This is a genomic window from Streptomyces sp. NPDC058284 (assembly GCF_042881135.1).
Classification (GTDB): domain Bacteria; phylum Actinomycetota; class Actinomycetes; order Streptomycetales; family Streptomycetaceae; genus Streptomyces.
In genome coordinates, this window is record NZ_JBHVYE010000001.1 from 231,879 (window position 1) to 247,764 (window position 15,886).

Annotated in this window: 11 protein-coding genes; 3 read left to right on the top strand and 8 right to left on the bottom strand. The window is 73.7% G+C overall.

Annotation, left to right across the window (positions count from 1 at the left end; genetic code table 11):
• Positions 1–46: 46 nt before the first annotated feature.
• The 4 genes from ACFVYR_RS00950 to ACFVYR_RS00965 form a co-directional block, all read right to left on the bottom strand.
• Positions 47–1,231 (bottom strand): thiolase family protein, encoded by a 1,185-nt coding sequence (locus ACFVYR_RS00950; RefSeq protein WP_384247227.1) that lies wholly within the window; start codon positions 1,229–1,231, stop codon positions 47–49.
• A 135-nt stretch (positions 1,232–1,366) separates the two neighbouring features.
• Positions 1,367–2,926: an NAD(P)/FAD-dependent oxidoreductase gene (locus ACFVYR_RS00955; protein WP_384247230.1), complete on the bottom strand. Its 1,560-nt coding sequence runs from the start codon at positions 2,924–2,926 to the stop codon at positions 1,367–1,369.
• Positions 2,916–4,337, bottom strand: coding sequence for an FAD-dependent oxidoreductase (locus ACFVYR_RS00960; RefSeq protein ID WP_384247232.1), 1,422 nt, complete (start codon positions 4,335–4,337; stop codon positions 2,916–2,918). Before ACFVYR_RS00960 ends, ACFVYR_RS00955 begins: the two co-directional genes overlap by 11 nt.
• On the bottom strand, positions 4,337–5,800 hold the full coding sequence (locus ACFVYR_RS00965; protein WP_384247235.1) for an FGGY family carbohydrate kinase: 1,464 nt from the start codon (positions 5,798–5,800) through the stop codon (positions 4,337–4,339). The genes ACFVYR_RS00960 and ACFVYR_RS00965 overlap by 1 nt, the downstream gene beginning before the upstream one ends.
• Before the next feature lie 248 nt (positions 5,801–6,048).
• Here ACFVYR_RS00965 and ACFVYR_RS00970 point away from each other — a divergent pair, with 248 nt between their 5' ends.
• Both ACFVYR_RS00970 and ACFVYR_RS00975 read left to right on the top strand, forming a co-directional pair.
• Positions 6,049–7,041, top strand: coding sequence for a hypothetical protein (locus tag ACFVYR_RS00970; RefSeq protein WP_384247237.1), 993 nt, complete (start codon positions 6,049–6,051; stop codon positions 7,039–7,041).
• A gap of 58 nt (positions 7,042–7,099) precedes the next feature.
• Positions 7,100–8,632 (top strand): amino acid permease, encoded by a 1,533-nt coding sequence (locus ACFVYR_RS00975; RefSeq protein WP_384247239.1) that lies wholly within the window; start codon positions 7,100–7,102, stop codon positions 8,630–8,632.
• A gap of 37 nt (positions 8,633–8,669) precedes the next feature.
• Here the strand turns inward: ACFVYR_RS00975 and ACFVYR_RS00980 are convergent, their stop codons facing one another.
• The 3 genes from ACFVYR_RS00980 to ACFVYR_RS00990 form a co-directional block, all read right to left on the bottom strand.
• Complete coding sequence (locus ACFVYR_RS00980) at positions 8,670–9,224, bottom strand: GNAT family N-acetyltransferase (protein ID WP_384247241.1); 555 nt, start codon at positions 9,222–9,224, stop codon at positions 8,670–8,672.
• Positions 9,225–9,274: 50 nt separating this feature from the next.
• Positions 9,275–10,009 carry an SDR family NAD(P)-dependent oxidoreductase gene (locus tag ACFVYR_RS00985; RefSeq protein ID WP_384247244.1) on the bottom strand — a complete coding sequence of 245 codons (735 nt, stop codon included), beginning with the start codon at positions 10,007–10,009 and terminating at the stop codon, positions 9,275–9,277.
• Positions 10,010–10,329: 320 nt separating this feature from the next.
• Positions 10,330–11,688 carry a radical SAM protein gene (locus ACFVYR_RS00990; protein ID WP_384247246.1) on the bottom strand — a complete coding sequence of 453 codons (1,359 nt, stop codon included), beginning with the start codon at positions 11,686–11,688 and terminating at the stop codon, positions 10,330–10,332.
• Positions 11,689–11,979: 291 nt separating this feature from the next.
• On the opposite strand from ACFVYR_RS00990, the gene ACFVYR_RS00995 reads away from it, so the two are divergent.
• Positions 11,980–13,671 (top strand): translation initiation factor 2, encoded by a 1,692-nt coding sequence (locus ACFVYR_RS00995; RefSeq protein WP_384247249.1) that lies wholly within the window; start codon positions 11,980–11,982, stop codon positions 13,669–13,671.
• 47 nt (positions 13,672–13,718) lie between these two features.
• Here ACFVYR_RS00995 and ACFVYR_RS01000 read toward each other — a convergent pair whose 3' ends face one another.
• Entirely contained in the window at positions 13,719–15,836 is a 2,118-nt protein-coding gene (locus ACFVYR_RS01000; RefSeq protein ID WP_384247251.1) for an NB-ARC domain-containing protein, read from the bottom strand.
• Between the last annotated feature and the right edge of the window lie 50 nt (positions 15,837–15,886).

The window sequence follows — 15,886 nt, forward strand, 5'->3', positions numbered from 1 at the left end:
CCGCCGTCGGCCGCGCACCGTGTCCGGGGCGCGCGTGAACCCGCCGTCAGTCGCGCTCGACCAGAAGCGCGCTGCCCTGCCCCACGCCCACACACATGGTGGCGAGGCCGCGCGTGGCGCCGGTGCGGCGCATCCGGTGCAGCAGGGTGGTGAGGATGCGGGCGCCGGAGCAGCCGAGCGGGTGGCCGAGGGCGATGGCCCCGCCGGTCGGGTTGACCAGCTCCGGGTCGATGCCGAGGGCGTCCACGCAGGCCAGTGCCTGGGCGGCGAACGCCTCGTTGAACTCGGCCTCCTGGACGTCGTCGATGCCCCAGCCGACGCGGTCGAGCACCTTGCGGGTGGCGGGGACGGGCCCGAGACCCATGACGTCCGGGTGGACGCCGGCAGAGGCGCCGGCCGCGTACCGGCCGAGGGATTCGAGGCCGAGGTCGTTCAGCGCCTCCTCGCTGACCAGCAGCAGTCCGGCCGCCCCGTCGTTCATCGGTGAGGCGTTGCCCGCGGTGACGGTGCCGTCCTTGCGGAAGACGGGGCGCAGGCCGCTGAGCTTCTCGTACGAGGTGTCCTCGCGCACGCATTCGTCCGTGGCGACGACGCCGTCCGGGCGCGTGACGGGGAGCAGCTCGTCGTCGAAGTGGCCCTCCTTGCGGGCGGCGGCCGCGCGCTGGTGGCTGCGCAGGGCGAAGGTGTCCTGGCGCTCGCGCGAGATGCCGTGCCGCCCGGCGACCTCCTCGGCGGTCTCGCCCATCGCGAGGACGCCGTGCAGGTCCTTCATCCTCGGGTTGGTCAGGCGCCAGCCGAGGCGGGTGTCCGCGGTCTCCATGCGGTGCGGCAGCGCGTCGTCCGGGCGGGGCAGTACGAAGGGAGCGCGGCTCATCGACTCGGAGCCGCCCGCGAGGACGACGTCCGCCTCGCCGGAGGCGATGGTGCGCGCGGCGGTCGTGACGGCTTCGAGACCGGAGGCGCACAACCGGTTCACGGTCGCGCCGGGCACGGATTCGGGGAGGCCCGCGAGGAGGGCCGCCATGCGAGCCACATTGCGGTTGTCCTCACCCGCCTGGTTGGCGGCGCCCCAGTAGATGTCGTCGATCCGGGCGGGGTCCAGCTGGGGGATGTCGGCGAGGAGTCCCCTCACGACGCCCGCTGCGAGGTCGTCGGGGCGGACTGAGGAGAGGGCGCCGCGCAGCTTCCCGATGGGGGTGCGGCGGGCGGCGGCGAAGTGAACGGTGCGCACGATACGGCTCCGGATCGTTCTGCGGGGACTCACTGCGTAAGAGGACTCGCTATGTAAAGGGACTCACCAGCTAAATTAGCGCTGCTAGTTTTGGAGTCTATGCGGGAGGCGGGGGCAGGGGAAGGGGGGACCAGGTCAAGGTCGTCGGCTCGGCGAGAACCCGCCGAGGGCGATCCGGACCGCGCCGCCCGTGGGGTCCACCCTTGCCGTCCAGTCCCCGGAGATCCGGAAGGGCCGGTTCGGGACGGTCTGGCGGCGGGGGCGGGCGCGGTGCAGGGTCCTGCCGTCCTGTGTGACCAGCAACGTCGGGCGCGCCACGGACTCGGCGGTGCAAAGCGTGATCTCACTCGCGGGCTCACCCGGTGTCAGGCGGTTCGGGGCGACCCAGGCGAGCGGGGCCGTGACGCGCAGCGGCACCGACGTCGCGGGCCAGTCGCCGTCGAAGAGGTAGCGCCGCACGGCCGCCGCCGCCAGCGCCCCCTCGCGCGCCACCGCGCGCGCCGGTTCGGCGGCGTGCAGCACGTTGCCGACCGCGAAGACACCGCGCCTGTCGGCACGGAAGTCGGCGTCGATCGCCGGTCCCCGCGTGCCCGGGTCCATCGACAGGCCGCCGCGCCGGGCCAGCTCGTGGTCGGGGACGAAGTCGCCGGTGAAGACGACCGTGTCGCAGGCGACGTACGCCGTCCTGCCGTCGCGGTGCCGCAGCCGGACCCCCGAGAGGCGGCCCCGGCCGAGGAGCTCGGTGACGGTGGCGTTCGTGAGCAGGGGCACCCCGCGCCCGAGGCGGGCTTCGAGGGCGCGGGTGCGCGGGGCCTGGTGGCGCGGGTGTTCCGTGACCAGCGCGGCGACGGTGACACCGGCCCGCCGCAGCGTGTCCAGGGCCGCGAAGCCCACCGGCTCGGCGCCGATCACGACGGCTCGCCTGCCGATGTACTGATGGTGCAGGTGAACGGCTTGCTGGAGCTCGCCCGTGGTGAACACCCCGGCGGGTCGGGTGCCCGGCACCAGGCGGGCGGCGCGCGGCCGTTCGCGGGCACCGGTGGCGAGGACGACCGCGCGGGCGGTGATGCGCTCCAGGCCGCCGGGGGTTGTCGCGTCCAGGGTGAGCGGGGTCGAAACGTAAGGAGTGAGCGGGGTCGCGGCATCCGAGGTGCCCGGAGGCATGGCGTCCCGCGCGAACGGGATCGCGGCGTCCGGGCCGTACGGAGACGCGGCGTCCCGGGCGAGCGGGATCGAGGTATCCAGACCGTACGGAGACGCGGCGTCCCGGGTGAACGGGATCGAAGTATCCGCACCGTACCGAGCCTCGGCACCCCGACCGAACGGCATCGCGGCACCCGAACCGTACGCAGACACCCCATGCCCCGCGAGCGGCCCCGCGCCCTCCAGGTCGCCCGGCGCCCCGGTGTCCGGCCTGCGCGGTGGAGCCGCCCAGCCCGTCACCGTCACGCCGGTCCGCAGGGTCGCGCCCGCGCGCACGGCCGCCGCCACACAGCGCTCCGCGTACTGCGGCCCCGCCAGACCGGGGCGGCCGAAGCCGCCGTGCAAGCAGTGCCGGGGGATGCCGCCCGCCTGCCGCTCCCGGTCGACCACCTCGACCTCGCCGACGCCCGCCGCGGCGAGCCCGGCCGCGGTGGCGAGGCCCGCGGGGCCCGCGCCGACGACCAGGACGTCGACGATGCGCTCACGCCTCATCGCGCCGCCACCTCCCGCTCCGCTCGTAGAGTTCGCGTACCTCGGCACCGCAGTAGAAGCCCTGGCACCGGCCGCCCCGCGCCCGCGTACGGCGGCGCAGGCCGTCCAGCGAGCCGGGCGGTACCGTCGCCGCGAGGGCGTCGCGGATCTCGCCGCGCGTCACCCGCTCGCAGTGGCAGACGATGTCGCCGTACGCGGGATCGGCCGCGATGAGGTCGGCGCGGTGATACGGGCGCGGGAAGGCCTCGCCGAGGTTCGGCATGCGGACGGGCGGCAGGTCGCGGGAGGCGCCGAGGTCCAGGCCCGTGCTCGCCAGCAGACCGGTGACGTGTGCCGCGATGGCCAGGGACGCGGTGAGGCCGGTGGAGCGGATGCCGCCGACGGTGACGTAACGCTGTGCCTTGTGGGCGCTGATGCGGTAGTCGTCGTGCTCGGTGGCGGCGCGGAGTCCGGCGTAGACCGCGGTGACCTCCTCGTCGAGCAGTTCCGGCAGGATGCGGCGGCCCTTCTCGCGCAGCGCGGCGACGCCCTCGGCCGTCGACCCGGTGGCCGTCTTGTCGTCCAGCTCCTCCGCGGTCGGGCCGAGCAGGACGTTGCCGTACACGGTCGGGGCCACCAGGACGCCCTTGCCGAGCGCCGTGGGGACGGGCAGCAGGATGTGGCGCACCAGGTCGCGGGCGAGCTTGTCGAAGACGAGGAGCTGGCCGCGGCGCGGAGTGACGGTGAAGTCGTCGTGGCCGAGGAGCCGGTCGACGGCGTCGGAGTGCAGGCCGGCCGCGTTGACGAGGTGACGGGTGCGGACGGTGCCGCGGCTCGTGTGCAGCAGGTGCCCTTCCCCGATCGGCGTGACGTTCTCCACCCGGCAGTTGAGGAGAAGGTCCACTCCGGCCCGTACGGCCTGGGTGGCGTAGGCGAGAGTGGTGGTCCAGGGGCAGATGATGCTCTCGCCGGGGACGTCGAGCGCGCCGAGGGCGCCGGGGCCGAGGTGCGGCTCGCGGACGCGGACCTCCGCCGCGCCGATGATACGGGCCGCGTCGTAGCCGTTGCGCTCCGCCTTCGCCAACAGGTCCGGCAACGCCGCGAGTTGGTCCGCGTCCCAGGCGACGAGCAGTGCGCCGACCGGTTCCACGGGGATTCCGCACTCCGCGGCGTACGCGACGAGCAGCCGTCGCCCCTCGCGGACCAGGCGGGCCTCCAGAGAGCCGGGCACCGCGTCGAAACCGGTGTGCAGGATCGCCGTGTTCGCCTTCGACGTGCCGTCACCGACATCGTTCGAGGACTCGATCAGGGCGATGCGCAGGGCCGGATGGCGGGCCAGTTCACGGGCGACGGCCGAGCCGACGACGCCGGCGCCGACGACCGCCACGTCGTACGTCACGTCCGGCGGCGCGCCGCGCCTGGTGAGTGCCATCAGGGCGTACGTTCCGTCAGCGCCGTGACCGCCGAGCGGAAGCCCGCGAGGCGTTCGGCCGCGAGGTCGGCGTCGATCCGCGGTTCGTAGACGGCGGCGGGCCGCCACTCCGGTACCGCGTCGGCGACCGTGAGCGAGGGATCCAGGCCGATGCGGGCCACGGCGGCCGCGCCGAGTGCGGTGACGTCGGGCAGCGCCGAGACCTCCACGGGAAGTTGGAGGAGGTCGGCCTGGGTCTGCATGAGCAGGGCCGACCGGGTCAGGCCGCCGTCGACGCGCAGGGTCGTCAAGGGCTGCCCCAGGTCGTCGGCCACCGCGTCGGCGAGCGCGACGACCTGCGCGCAGATGCCCTCGCAGAGGGCGCGCACCAGGTGTCCCGCGGTGGTGTCGAGGCCGAGCCCCGTCAGCGATCCGCGCAGGTCACCGCGCCACCAGGGCGCCGCGAGGCCGGCGAGCGCGGGCACGAAGGTGACGCCGCCCGCATCCGGTACGGCCGAGCCCACGGGGTCGAGATCCTCGGCGCCCGCGATCACGCCGAGGTCGGTGAGCCAGCGGACGGCTGACGCGACCGTGTAGACCTGCCCGTCGAGGCAGTAGCTGCTCCGGCCCCCCAGCCGCCAGGCGACGCAGCTGACGAGCCCCGACGCGCCGCGCCGCGGGCGCCCGCCGGTCTGGGCGAGCAGGAACGCCCCTGTTCCGTAGGTGCACTTGGCGCTGCCCGGCGTGGTCACGTCCTGAGCGAGCAGGGCGGCCTGCTGGTCGACGAGGAGGCCGGTGACGGGGAGCTCGGGGCCGAACGCGGTGGTCGTTCCGACCGGTCCCGCCGCGTCGACGACGCGGGGCAGGTGCTCGTCGGCGAGCCCGTAGAGTTCAAGGGCGCGCGGCGACCACTCGACGGTGTCGAGGTCCAGGAGCTGGGTGCGGCCGGCCGTCGCGGCGTCGGTGACGTACGCGCCGGTGAGCCGGTGGACGAGCCAGGCGTCGCTGGTCGTCACCACGCCCTGCCGGGTGCGGTGGCGGCGTATCCACGCCATCTTGGGCGCGGCGAAGTACGAGTCGAGCGGCAGTCCGGTGAGGGCTTTCAACTCCTCCGCGTGGGCGGAGAGCCCGTCGCAGACCGACTGCGCTCGGCGGTCCTGCCAGACGAGCGCGTCGGTCAGGGGGTTCCCGGTGGCCGGGTCCCAGGCGAGGACCGTCTCGCCCTGGTTGGCGAGGCCGACGGCGGCGACCGGTTCGCCCGCGTCGGCGAGCGCCCGGCGGCCCGCGTCGACGACGGAGGCGAACAGCTCGGCGGGGTCGGCCTCCACCAGGCCGCCGGGCAGGAAGCGGGGGCGTACGGGCGCCGTGCCCGAGCCGATCACGCCACGCTCCGGGCAGACGACGAGGGCCTTGGTCCCGGAGGTGCCCTGGTCCACGGCGAGCACTGGCCGCTGCGCCGGGGGCCGCCGGTCATAGGTGATCACCGCGGCAGACTGCTACAGCGGCCCGGAGTGCGTCAAGAGATCGAAAAGACATCGGAAAGACAGAGACTGCACGCCAAATGTCCGTTCGGCGCGCCGTGTTGACAAGTAAGGGTCACAAAAGATTCACGAATGGCCTTGGATCTGGAGAACTCGGCTCTACACTGACCGCCGTGCCTCACCGTCAACTCCCTTAACAAATGCACCGCTTATCCCATCAGCCTCCGCCCTCTTCCCCCAACAGAGGACTCATGCCCATGCCGTCAGGCCGCCCGGTGTACCACCCGGCGGGCCACGACGCAGCGTTGCGCGCAGTGCTCCAGGACCTCAGGACCGGTCGCTGGGTCTCCACCCGCAACCTGCTGACCGAGACACCCGACTGGGGGCTGTGGACGCAGCGCACCCAGGTCCTGGCCGCCGCCGTGGCCGGTTCCGACGTGGTGCGGGCCTGGCGCGCCGAGGAACCGCACAGCGCGTCGGGCGCCGTGCTGTACGCGCGGGTGCTTGTCGAGCGCGCCCTGCGCGCCCATCGCACGGAGCACCGGCAGACCAACGACCTGTGGCGCGAGGCCGTCACCGCGTGCGGCGAGGCCTCCGCCCTGTCGCCCGAGGACCCCGTGCCGTGGGTCTGCCTGCTGGCCCTGGCCCGGCTCGACGTGGGCCAGCGGTGGGACGAGCACCGGGTGGCGCCGCCGGAGCCGATGCTCTTCCCCGGCCCCTGGCAGCTGCTCGCCGAGGCCGACAAGCGGGATCCGGGCAACCGCGAGGCGTACCACCGGATGCTGCAGTTCGTGTACGGGCGCCGCGCGCGGGGCCCGCTCACCGAGGCGTACAACTTCGTGCAGTGGGCCTCGGCCGCGGCGCCCGCCGGCTCCCCGCTGCACCTGCTGCCGCTGTACGTCCGGGTCGAGCGGTACCGCAGGGAGGCCGGGCAGGAGCAGGCCCTCGACCTGCACTGGATCTCCGAGGACGCCACGCGCGCCGCGCTCCTCGCCCTCCAGTTGTGGTTCGACCACACGACGCCCGCCACCGCGTCGCTCCTCGACCTCAACCACCTGGCGCACGCGCTCTGGGGCGCGCACCAGTTCCACGACGCGTCGCGGGTCTTCCAGGCCCTCGGCCCGTTCTTCACCACGGTGCCGTGGGCCTACCGCACCCACTCCCCCGCCGACGCGGACGCCGCCGCCGAGGTCTTCGTCCAGGCCCGCACCCGCTGCTTCAGCGCCTCCCGCGGTCCGGGCTAGACCCGGAACCGCCCACTCGCCCCGCACGTCCCCGCAGCCGCCCACCGGAGGTCCCACCGTGTCCCGCACCACCTGGTCGTCGAGCACCGCCCCAGCGCCAGTGCCCGCCCAGGACGAGGAAGAGCGACTCAGAGAGCTCGGCTACCAGCCCGTCCTGGCCCGCCGCATGGGCGGCTTCGGCAACTTCGCCATCAGCTTCTCCGTCATCTCCATCCTGTCCGGCTGCATGACGCTGTACGGCTTCGGCATGGGCACCGGCGGCCCCGCCGTGATGCTCTGGGGCTGGGCGGGCGTCGGCCTCTTCGTGCTCTGCGTGGGCATGGCGCTCGCCGAGGTCACCAGCGCGTACCCGACGTCGGGCGCCCTCTACTACATGGCGGACCGGCTCGGCGGACGCCGGTGGGGCTGGTACACGGGCTGGCTGAACCTGCTCGGGCTGCTCGGCGCGATAGCCGGCATCGACTATGGCGCCGCGCTGTTCACCGGCGCGTTCCTGAACCTGAAGTTCGGCTTCACGCCGACCACGGAGAAGACCTTCCTGATCTTCCTGTGCATCCTGCTCCTGCACGCCGTCCTGAACCTCTTCAACGTGAAGCTGGTCAGCCTCCTCAACTCGATCAGCGTGTGGTGGCACGTGGCCGGCGTCGCCGTGATCGTCGGCGTCCTCGTGATCGTGCCGGACCACCACCAGTCGGCCTCGTTCGTCTTCGGCGAGTTCGTGAACGACACGGGCTGGGACAACCCGCTCTACGTGACGGCGATCGGCCTGCTCCTCGCCCAGTACACCTTCTGCGGATACGACGCGTCCGCCCACCTGTCCGAGGAGACCTCCAACGCCTCGGTCACCGCGGCGCGCGGCATCGTGCGCGCCATCTGGGCGTCGTGGCTCGCCGGTTTCGTCCTGCTCGCCGGGCTGACCTTCGCCATCCAGGACTACGTGGGCGCCCAGGAGAGCGCCACCGGTGTACCACCCGCCCAGATCATGATCGACGCGATCGGCGAGTCCGGCGCGACGGCGCTGCTGCTCATCGTGATCGTGGCGCAGCTGTTCTGCGGCAACGCCGAGACCGCCGCGGCCAGCCGCATGGTGTTCGCGTTCAGCCGCGACAACGCGCTGCCCGGCTCCGCGCTGTGGCGCAAGGTCAGCTCCCGCACGCAGGTCCCGGTGCCCGCGGTGTGGCTCTCGGTGGGCCTGGCCGCGGTCATCGCCCTGCCCTCCCTGTACTCGACGACCGCGTACACGGCGGTCACCGCCATCAACGTCATCGGCATCACCCCCGCGTACGCCATCCCGATCTTCCTGCGCCTTCGCGCGGGCGACCGCTTCCGGCCCGGCCCCTGGAACCTGGGCCGCTGGAGCAAGCCGGTCGGCTGGATCGCGGTGCTCTGGGTGGTGTTCGTGACGGTGCTGTTCTGTCTGCCGCAGTCCTCGCCTGTGACGGTCGACTCGATGAACTACGCCTCGATCGCGCTGGCCGTGGTGCTGCTCCTGGCCACCGTGTGGTGGTTCGTGGCGCGCCGCTCCTACAGCACCCCGCAGGCGTACGGATCGGACCGCGAGCAGGCGGAGGTCGCGGAGAACATCGTCTGAGAAGGAGGGGGCCCGGTCGACCCGGGCCCCAATCCCCCTACACCGGTCGGTCGTTGAGGATCTTGTGGAAGAGCCGGTGGTCACGCCAGGCGCCATTGATGTGCAGGTAGCCCGGCGCCATCCCGTACTCCACGAAACCGCACTTCGCCAGCACGCGCTGCGACGCCGTGTTGTCGAGGAGGGTGCACGCCTCCACGCGGTGCAGGCCGAACTCGCCGCCCGCTGCCGCGCAGACGTACCGCACGGCGGCGGAGGCGAGGCCGAGGCCCACGTGTTCGGCGTCGATCCAGTAGCCGAGGCTGCCCCTGCGCGCCGGGCCCAGCACGATGTTCGTCAGCTCGGTGTGGCCGACGATCTCCCCGTCGCTCTCGAGGACCCAGTGCGCGGACCGGCCCGCGCGGCACTCCTCCAACTGGCTCCCGATCCGCTCCGCCTGCCCCTCCGTGGTGTCGAAGGAGGCGGGCCTCACCGGCTCCCAGGGGCTGAGGTGGGCACGGTTGCGGCGGCGAGCCCCGGCGAGTCGCGCCGCGTCGTCGAGCGTGAGGGGCCGGATGAGGACGCCCTGAGCGAGGGCGGCGGAACCAGTGATCATGCCCGCAGCGTACGAGAGTCCGATCCGTCCCCGGCAGTCGTCGGGCAAGGTCAGCGCCCGCCCGCCACCCGCAGGACCGTCCCGGTCGCGTACGACGCGTCGTCCGAGAGCAGCCAGGACACGGCCCCGGCGACCTCCGAGGGCTGACCGGAGCGGCCCAGCGGAATGCCCGCCGCGAGTTTCGCGGGGCGCTCGGGGTCGGTGTGGAACTCGGTCCAGATGACGCCGGGGGCGACGGCGTTGACGCGGATGCCGTCGCTCGCGACCTCCTTGGACAGGCCGACCGTCAGCGTGTCGACGGCGCCCTTGGCGGCCGCGTAGTGCACGTACTCACCGGGGCCGCCGAGGGTGGCCGCGGCGGACGAGATGTTCACGATGGCTCCGCCGCCGTGGGCCCGCATGTCCCGCACCGCGCGCCGGGCGCAGAGCAGGTAGCCGAGGACGTTGACCTCCAGCGCCCGCCGCATGCCCTCGGCGTCGGCGTCGGCGAGCGGGCCGACGGGACCGCCCACACCGGCGTTGTTGACGAGTCCGGTGACCGGGCCGAGTTCGGCGGCGGCGGTGTCGAAGAGGCGGTCGACGTCGCTCTCGTCGGCGGTGTCGACCTGGACGGTGACGCAGCGGCGGCCGGCCGCGCGGACCGTCGCCGCGACCTCGTCGGCGGCCGTGGCGTTCGAGCGGTAGCCGATGACGACGTCGTGGCCGTCCTCGGCGAGACGGGCGCTGACAGCTGCGCCGATACCGCGGCTGCCGCCGGTGACGACGGTGACGGGCTGGTGCTGCACGGGGACCTCCGGCTCTGGGTGGCTGACTGTCGCGCCGCCCGGACGCGGGGGTCGCCCGCGTCCGGATCACGCCGTCATCCTACGAAGCGGTGATCCTGATCGGCCGGGAGGGCCGGGTCGAGACAGATCAGGGTGGCGCGGCCCGCGCCGCGCCGCAGCCGCAGCCGCAGGACATTGTGGCCCGGCACCCACTGGACGACGCCGTGATGTGCGCGCAGCTGGGCCCGCAGCCGTTCCGGGTCGGGCGTGCGCAGCGCCGCGCCTTGTGGCGGCCCGCCCGGGGTTTCCGACGACCCCGAGCAGGCTCACCGCGGGCGGGCCTACCGCGCCTGGGCGGGAGTGACCGCGTCCTCCGGAGCCGCCTTCTCCGCGGGCAGGCTGTCCATGAACGAGCTCACCGAGAAGACCGCGTTGCCGGGGCCCGCCGGGCCGTAACCGGGGGGCGACGTCAGGCCGTTGGCCTCCATCGTCGCGCGGTAGGCCTCGAGGAGGCGGACGTGGTACTCCAGCGGCGCGCCCTGCGGGTTCGCCTTGCCCAGCGGCGTCGTCGGCTCCGGGCACCACGTGGTGAAGCGGGGCGTGATGCCGCGCGACATGAAGTACTGCAACCCCTCGACGGTCGAGTCGATGGCCTCGTCGACGGTCTTGAAGCCGAACGGTTCCGCCATCTCCACGCCCGCCACGAAGTTCGGGATGACGTTGCGCGGCCCGAACACCTCGGCGGAGCCCAGGATGCGGCGGTGCCACTCGTCGCGCCCGACGTAGCGCTCCTTGCCTGGGCAGTACCGCTCGAACAGGTACGGGTCCCACACCTCGTAGTTGGGGTGGTAGATCCGCACGCCGTAGTCGTGGAAGCGCTGCACGTCCGCCTTGGGCAGCGCCTGCGCGACGACCTTGCCGATCCAGCGGCCGGGGAAGCGCTCCTCGATGGCCTTCGCGTACTGACCGTAGAAGTCGGCCTCGTCCTTGCCCTGGAGCTGCGTGGTGATGGCGCCGCCGGTGAGCGTGTACGCGGTGGAGGACTTGTTCGTGTCGTACTTGTCGATGATGGCGAGGGCTTCGAGGACCTCGTCCATCGGCTTCACGCCGGTGTAGGGGCGGCCCGCCGCCTTCTGCTGGCGCCAGTTGTGGTTGATGTCGCAGTACTGGCACTCCTCCTTGGCGCCGAAGTACTGGCAGACCCGGAAGACCGTCAGGTAGATCAGGTAGCCCCACTGGATGGTGGGTGCCACCTCCATCACGGACTTGCCGTTCTCCAGCGTGTGCCGGTAGTAGTCCGGCATCGGCGGCAGGCCGACGTCGGAGATCCGCACGCCGTCCAGGTAGAGGCCGAGGACGCCGTGGTCGTCGGCGGCGACGCGGTAGGGCGAGCCGGGGTTCACGCGCACCGAGACGACGGTACGGCGCAGCTCGTAGGGGCCGCCGGTGAGGACGATCTCCTCCGGCGGGCGGCGCAGCGCGGCGGCGCCGAGCTCGGGCAGCGTGCCGTGGTCGAAGGAGAAGATGAAGTACGACTTCGGCTTGACGTCACCGCCTTCGTTGTCGCTGAGCGCCGACTCGTCGAAGGCGATGCCGCCGCGCAGCAGATCCTCCTTGATGACGGCTTCCCGCGGCACGTGCGGGAACCGCTCCATGAGTGACTCGATGAGCTCGGTACGGCTCTCGCTGCGGCTTGGCATGGGCCGGGCACCTCGGATCCTGTCGATCGATCTGTTCCGTCCACGCTAATACCCGGCCGATCCGTTCCGGATCCGACTCCGGTCGCAGCGTGCCTCCGCCGCAGGTCTATCCTGCGGAGCCGGGTACGATCTCCGGCATGCCGCCCGCCGATCCGTACATACCCGCCCCGAAGTGCGGAAACGGGACTCGCGACGCTGCCGTGCAGACTAGAATGAACACTCCCGAAGCGGGCAGCGGGCAGCGGGCAGCGGGCAGCGGGCAGCGGGCAGCGGGTCCCGTCCCGTCCCGTCGTGGCTGCGTCCGGCGGTGAGAAGCGCGTCCTGTTCGCCGCCCGGTCGGCGACCGCCTTGCACCGGCTCCTCGACGTCCTGCCGGCCTTCGCGGGCGACGAGCGCGTCCGCCGCCGCTTCACCCTGATCCCCGGCTCCGACTTCGGCGCCGACGCCCTCGCGGCGGTCGAGCGGGCCGGCGGGCGCACGCTCCCCTGGGCCGAGGCCCTGGCCCAGTCCCACGACCTGATCCTGACCGCCAGCCCCAAGGGCGGTCTCGCCGGGCTGCGCGGACCGCGCGTCCTGCTGCCGCACGGCGCCGGCTACAACAAGGCCCTGCCCGCGCGGCCTGGCTCCGGCGACTCCGCCTCCGGCATGGACCCGGCACTCCTGATGCCCGACGGGCGCCCGCTGGCCCGCCTGCACGCGCTGGCCCACCCCTCCCAGGCGGCCCGCCTCGCCGCCGAGTGCCCTCCGGCTGCCGCACGCGCGACCGTCACCGGCGACCCCACTCTCGACCGCGTCCTCGCCTCCCTGCCACGGCGCGAGCGCTACCGGAGCGCCCTGCGCACCGGCGGCCGCAAGCTGGTCGTCCTCACCTCCACCTGGGGCGCGCACTCCCTGATCCGCCGCCACCCCCGCCTCCCCGCCCGCCTGGCGGCCGAGCTTCCGCACGACACGTACCAGCTGGGCCTCGTCCTGCACCCCAACGAGCACAGCAGGACAGGAGCGTTCGACCTCGCGCAGGATCTCGCGCCCGCCCTCGACGCGGGCCTGGTCCTGGCCCGCCCGTACGAGGAGTGGGCCGCGCTGCTCGTCGCCGCCGACGTCATCGTCACGGACCACGGCTCTGCGGCGCTGTACGCGGCGGCGGCCCGTGATCTGCCGATGGCCGCCGTGGGCGACGGTGGCGGGGAGCTGATCCCGGGCACCCCGATGGCCGAGCTCCTCGCGCACATTCCGGTTCTGGGTTCGGTGGAGCAGCCGACCACGGCCGACCTGGAGCGTGCCGTCGAGGGCCACAGGCCCGGCGTCCCTGCCTCCGTCGCGGGGCAGGCGTTCGCCGAGCGCGGCAACGCCGTACGCAGGCTGCGCGAGGAGATGTACCGGATTCTCGGCCTGACCCCGCCGGCCGATCCGCCCGAGCCGCATCCGTTGCCCGATCCGGCACGCCCCGGCCGGGGCCCCGCCGCCTTCGCCGTGCGGGTGGAGCGGCAGGGGCCGCACGTGTGCGTCGAGCGGCGGCCCGCGCGGTCCGACGCCCCCGCGCATCATCTGGCCGTCGAGGCGGACCGGGCTTCGGGCACCCAACTGCAGAGCGCCGGGCTCCTGTTCCGCCGTTCCGGCCCCTCCCCCGAACGCGCCGCGCGGGGCGAGACCTGGACGGTCGACGGGTGGACGCGTCACGTGCTCGCCGAGCACGCCGGGCCGCGCACGGCCGCCGTCGCGCTGAGCGCCTCGTACTGCCTGGTGCGCAGGACCGGCGGCGTGCTCCTGTCCGTGCGCGTCGAACCGCACCTGGCCGCGGACGGCCGGGTGCTGCGCGCCGATCCCGCGGCCGTACTGTCCGGCGTGCACGCCTGGCTCGTGGAGGAAGGACGCGATGTGCCTGTGCCCGCACAGGGGGTGACCGTCTTCTGCGCCGTCGCGGACCGCGTGCACCGTGCGACGCTCACCCCGGCCACTCCGGACGAGGGCCGGCAGGAGCTTTAGACCCTCAGCTGCGCCAGCGGCCCCCGCGGCCTCGACCCGGGGGCCGGTCAGGCCAGGCCGCCGCCCCGCTCCCGTACGTCCCGCGCCGCACCCCGGAACTCCGCCGCTCCCGCCGCGTCCCCGCACTCCTCGGCCAGCTCCGCCAGCGCGTCGAGGACCCGCAGCTCCTCGCGGGCGGACTCGTCGAGGCGGGCCTGCTCCAGCGCCTCGGCGTAGAGCGCCCTGGCCTCGCTCCGGCGCCCGAGGCGTCGCAGCACCCGGGCGAGCGCGAAGCCGGTCCTGGCGACGAGCCGGGCGCGCCCCAGCTCCTCGGCTCGCGCGTGGGCGTCGGTCAACAGCTCTGCGGCGAGGTCGAGTTCGCCCAACTCCGTGCGGGCCTTGCCGAGCAGGTAGGTCTGGAGCATGGCCCCGTAGGCGTTGCCGATCTCCGTGTGGATGCGCCCGGACGCCTCGAAGTCGGCCGCCGCCGACGCCCACTGGCCGCGGGCCGAGCCGAGCAGTCCCCGGAACTCGACGACCGAGGCGCGCAGCTTCTTGTTCCCGGGCTCGTCCCCGAGCGTCTCGGCGGCCGCCGCCGCGAGCCGCAGTTCGGTCTCGGCGTCGTCGTGGCGCCCCTGCTCCCACAGCGGGCGCGCGAGCTGGCAGCGCATGCGGACCAGCGCGGCGAGCGGGCGTCCCGCGCGCAGTGCCGCGTCGCGTCCGGTGCTGAACGTCTCGATGACCTGCGTGAGGCGGGGGTGGTCGAGGTAGTGCGTCCACAGGGGTTCGCACAGGGCCCAGGCCTCGTCGTCGAGGCCGCGCGCGTGGGCGACGCGGACGCAGTCGTGCAGGGCGAGCCGTTCGGCCTCCAGCCAGTGCAGGGCCTTCGCCTTCCGCCGCTTCTCGCCGTCGGTGGGGGTGATCCCGAAGTCCGTGTCGGGGGTGTCCGGGAGCGCCGGGACCGGTGCGGCGAAGGTCATGCGGGTTCCGGCGCGGAGCAGGTCCGCGCGCTGCGCCTGGCGGAGGTACCAGCGGATGACGCGTCGCCTCGCCTCGTCCGCCGCGCGGCCACCGTCGTCCCGGCGCGCCCGGTCCGCGCGGCGCACGGCGTGCGCGCGCAGCAGATCGTGCAGGCGCAGCCGTCCGTCGTGCCCGCGGGCCAGGAGGCTCGCCCGCACCAGCTCGTCGAGGGCGTCCTCGGCCTCGTCCTCTCCCCTGCCGAGCAGCGCGGTGACCGCTTGGGGGTCGATCCAGGGCCCGGGGTGCTCGACGAGCAGGCGGTAGAGCGTGGCGGCGCCGGGGGTGAGGTCCTGGTACGCGGCGTCCCATACGGCCTCCACGGTGGGCACTCCGTTCGCGTCGAGTTCGGCGGCGAGTTGGGCGGTGAGACGGGCGAGCCTGCGGGTGCGGTGCTTGCGCAGCCATTCGGCGGCCACCTGGAGGGCGGCGGGCAGGCCGCCGCAGATCCGGGCGAGTTCGGCGGCCGACGCGGGGTCGGCGGTGAGCCGCGGGTCGTCGGCGATCCGGCTCAACAGCCGCTCGGCGTGCGGCTCTTCGAGCGGGTCCACCGGGAGTTCCAGGTCCACTCCGCCCTCGACGTCGAACAGCGTCTGCCTGCCCGCGGCGACGACGACGCTCTCCGCGGATGAGGGGAGGAGCCCGCTGACCTCGGTGCCGGTACGGACGTTGTCGAGGACGAGGACGAGGCGCCGCTTGCCCGTCTGTTCCCAGTACTGCCTGCGACGACGCGGCGCGGGGCCCTCCAGCAGGTCGCTCACGCCGAAGGACCGCAGCAGCTCCCCCATGACGTCGGCCAGGTCGGTGCCGCCGTCGGGGCGGTGGTCGTCGAGGTCGACGTACCGCACGACGTAGGAGTCGGCCGCTGCGAGGCGGTGGGCCAGGTGCACGGCGAGGGCGGTCTTGCCGACGCCGTGCACCCCGGTGACCGAGACGACGAGGGGCCGGCCGGCCGCTCTGGGGCGGGCGGCGGCGCCGAGCGCCAGCGAGCGCTGGTCGTCGCGGTCCTCGAAGTGCCGCACATCGGGAGGCAACTGATGGCACATCACTTCACCGTCGCCGGGCCCGTCGCCCCCGTACAGGTTCAGGACCTCGACACGGCCCGTCTGGACGACCGTCCCGACCCGCGCCTGCCCGCCCACCGTGTTCCGCGTCCGCTCATCGTCCACGGCCCAACTCTAGGGCGTGTCCTCCCATCCCCGTCGTCGCCGGGAGGATG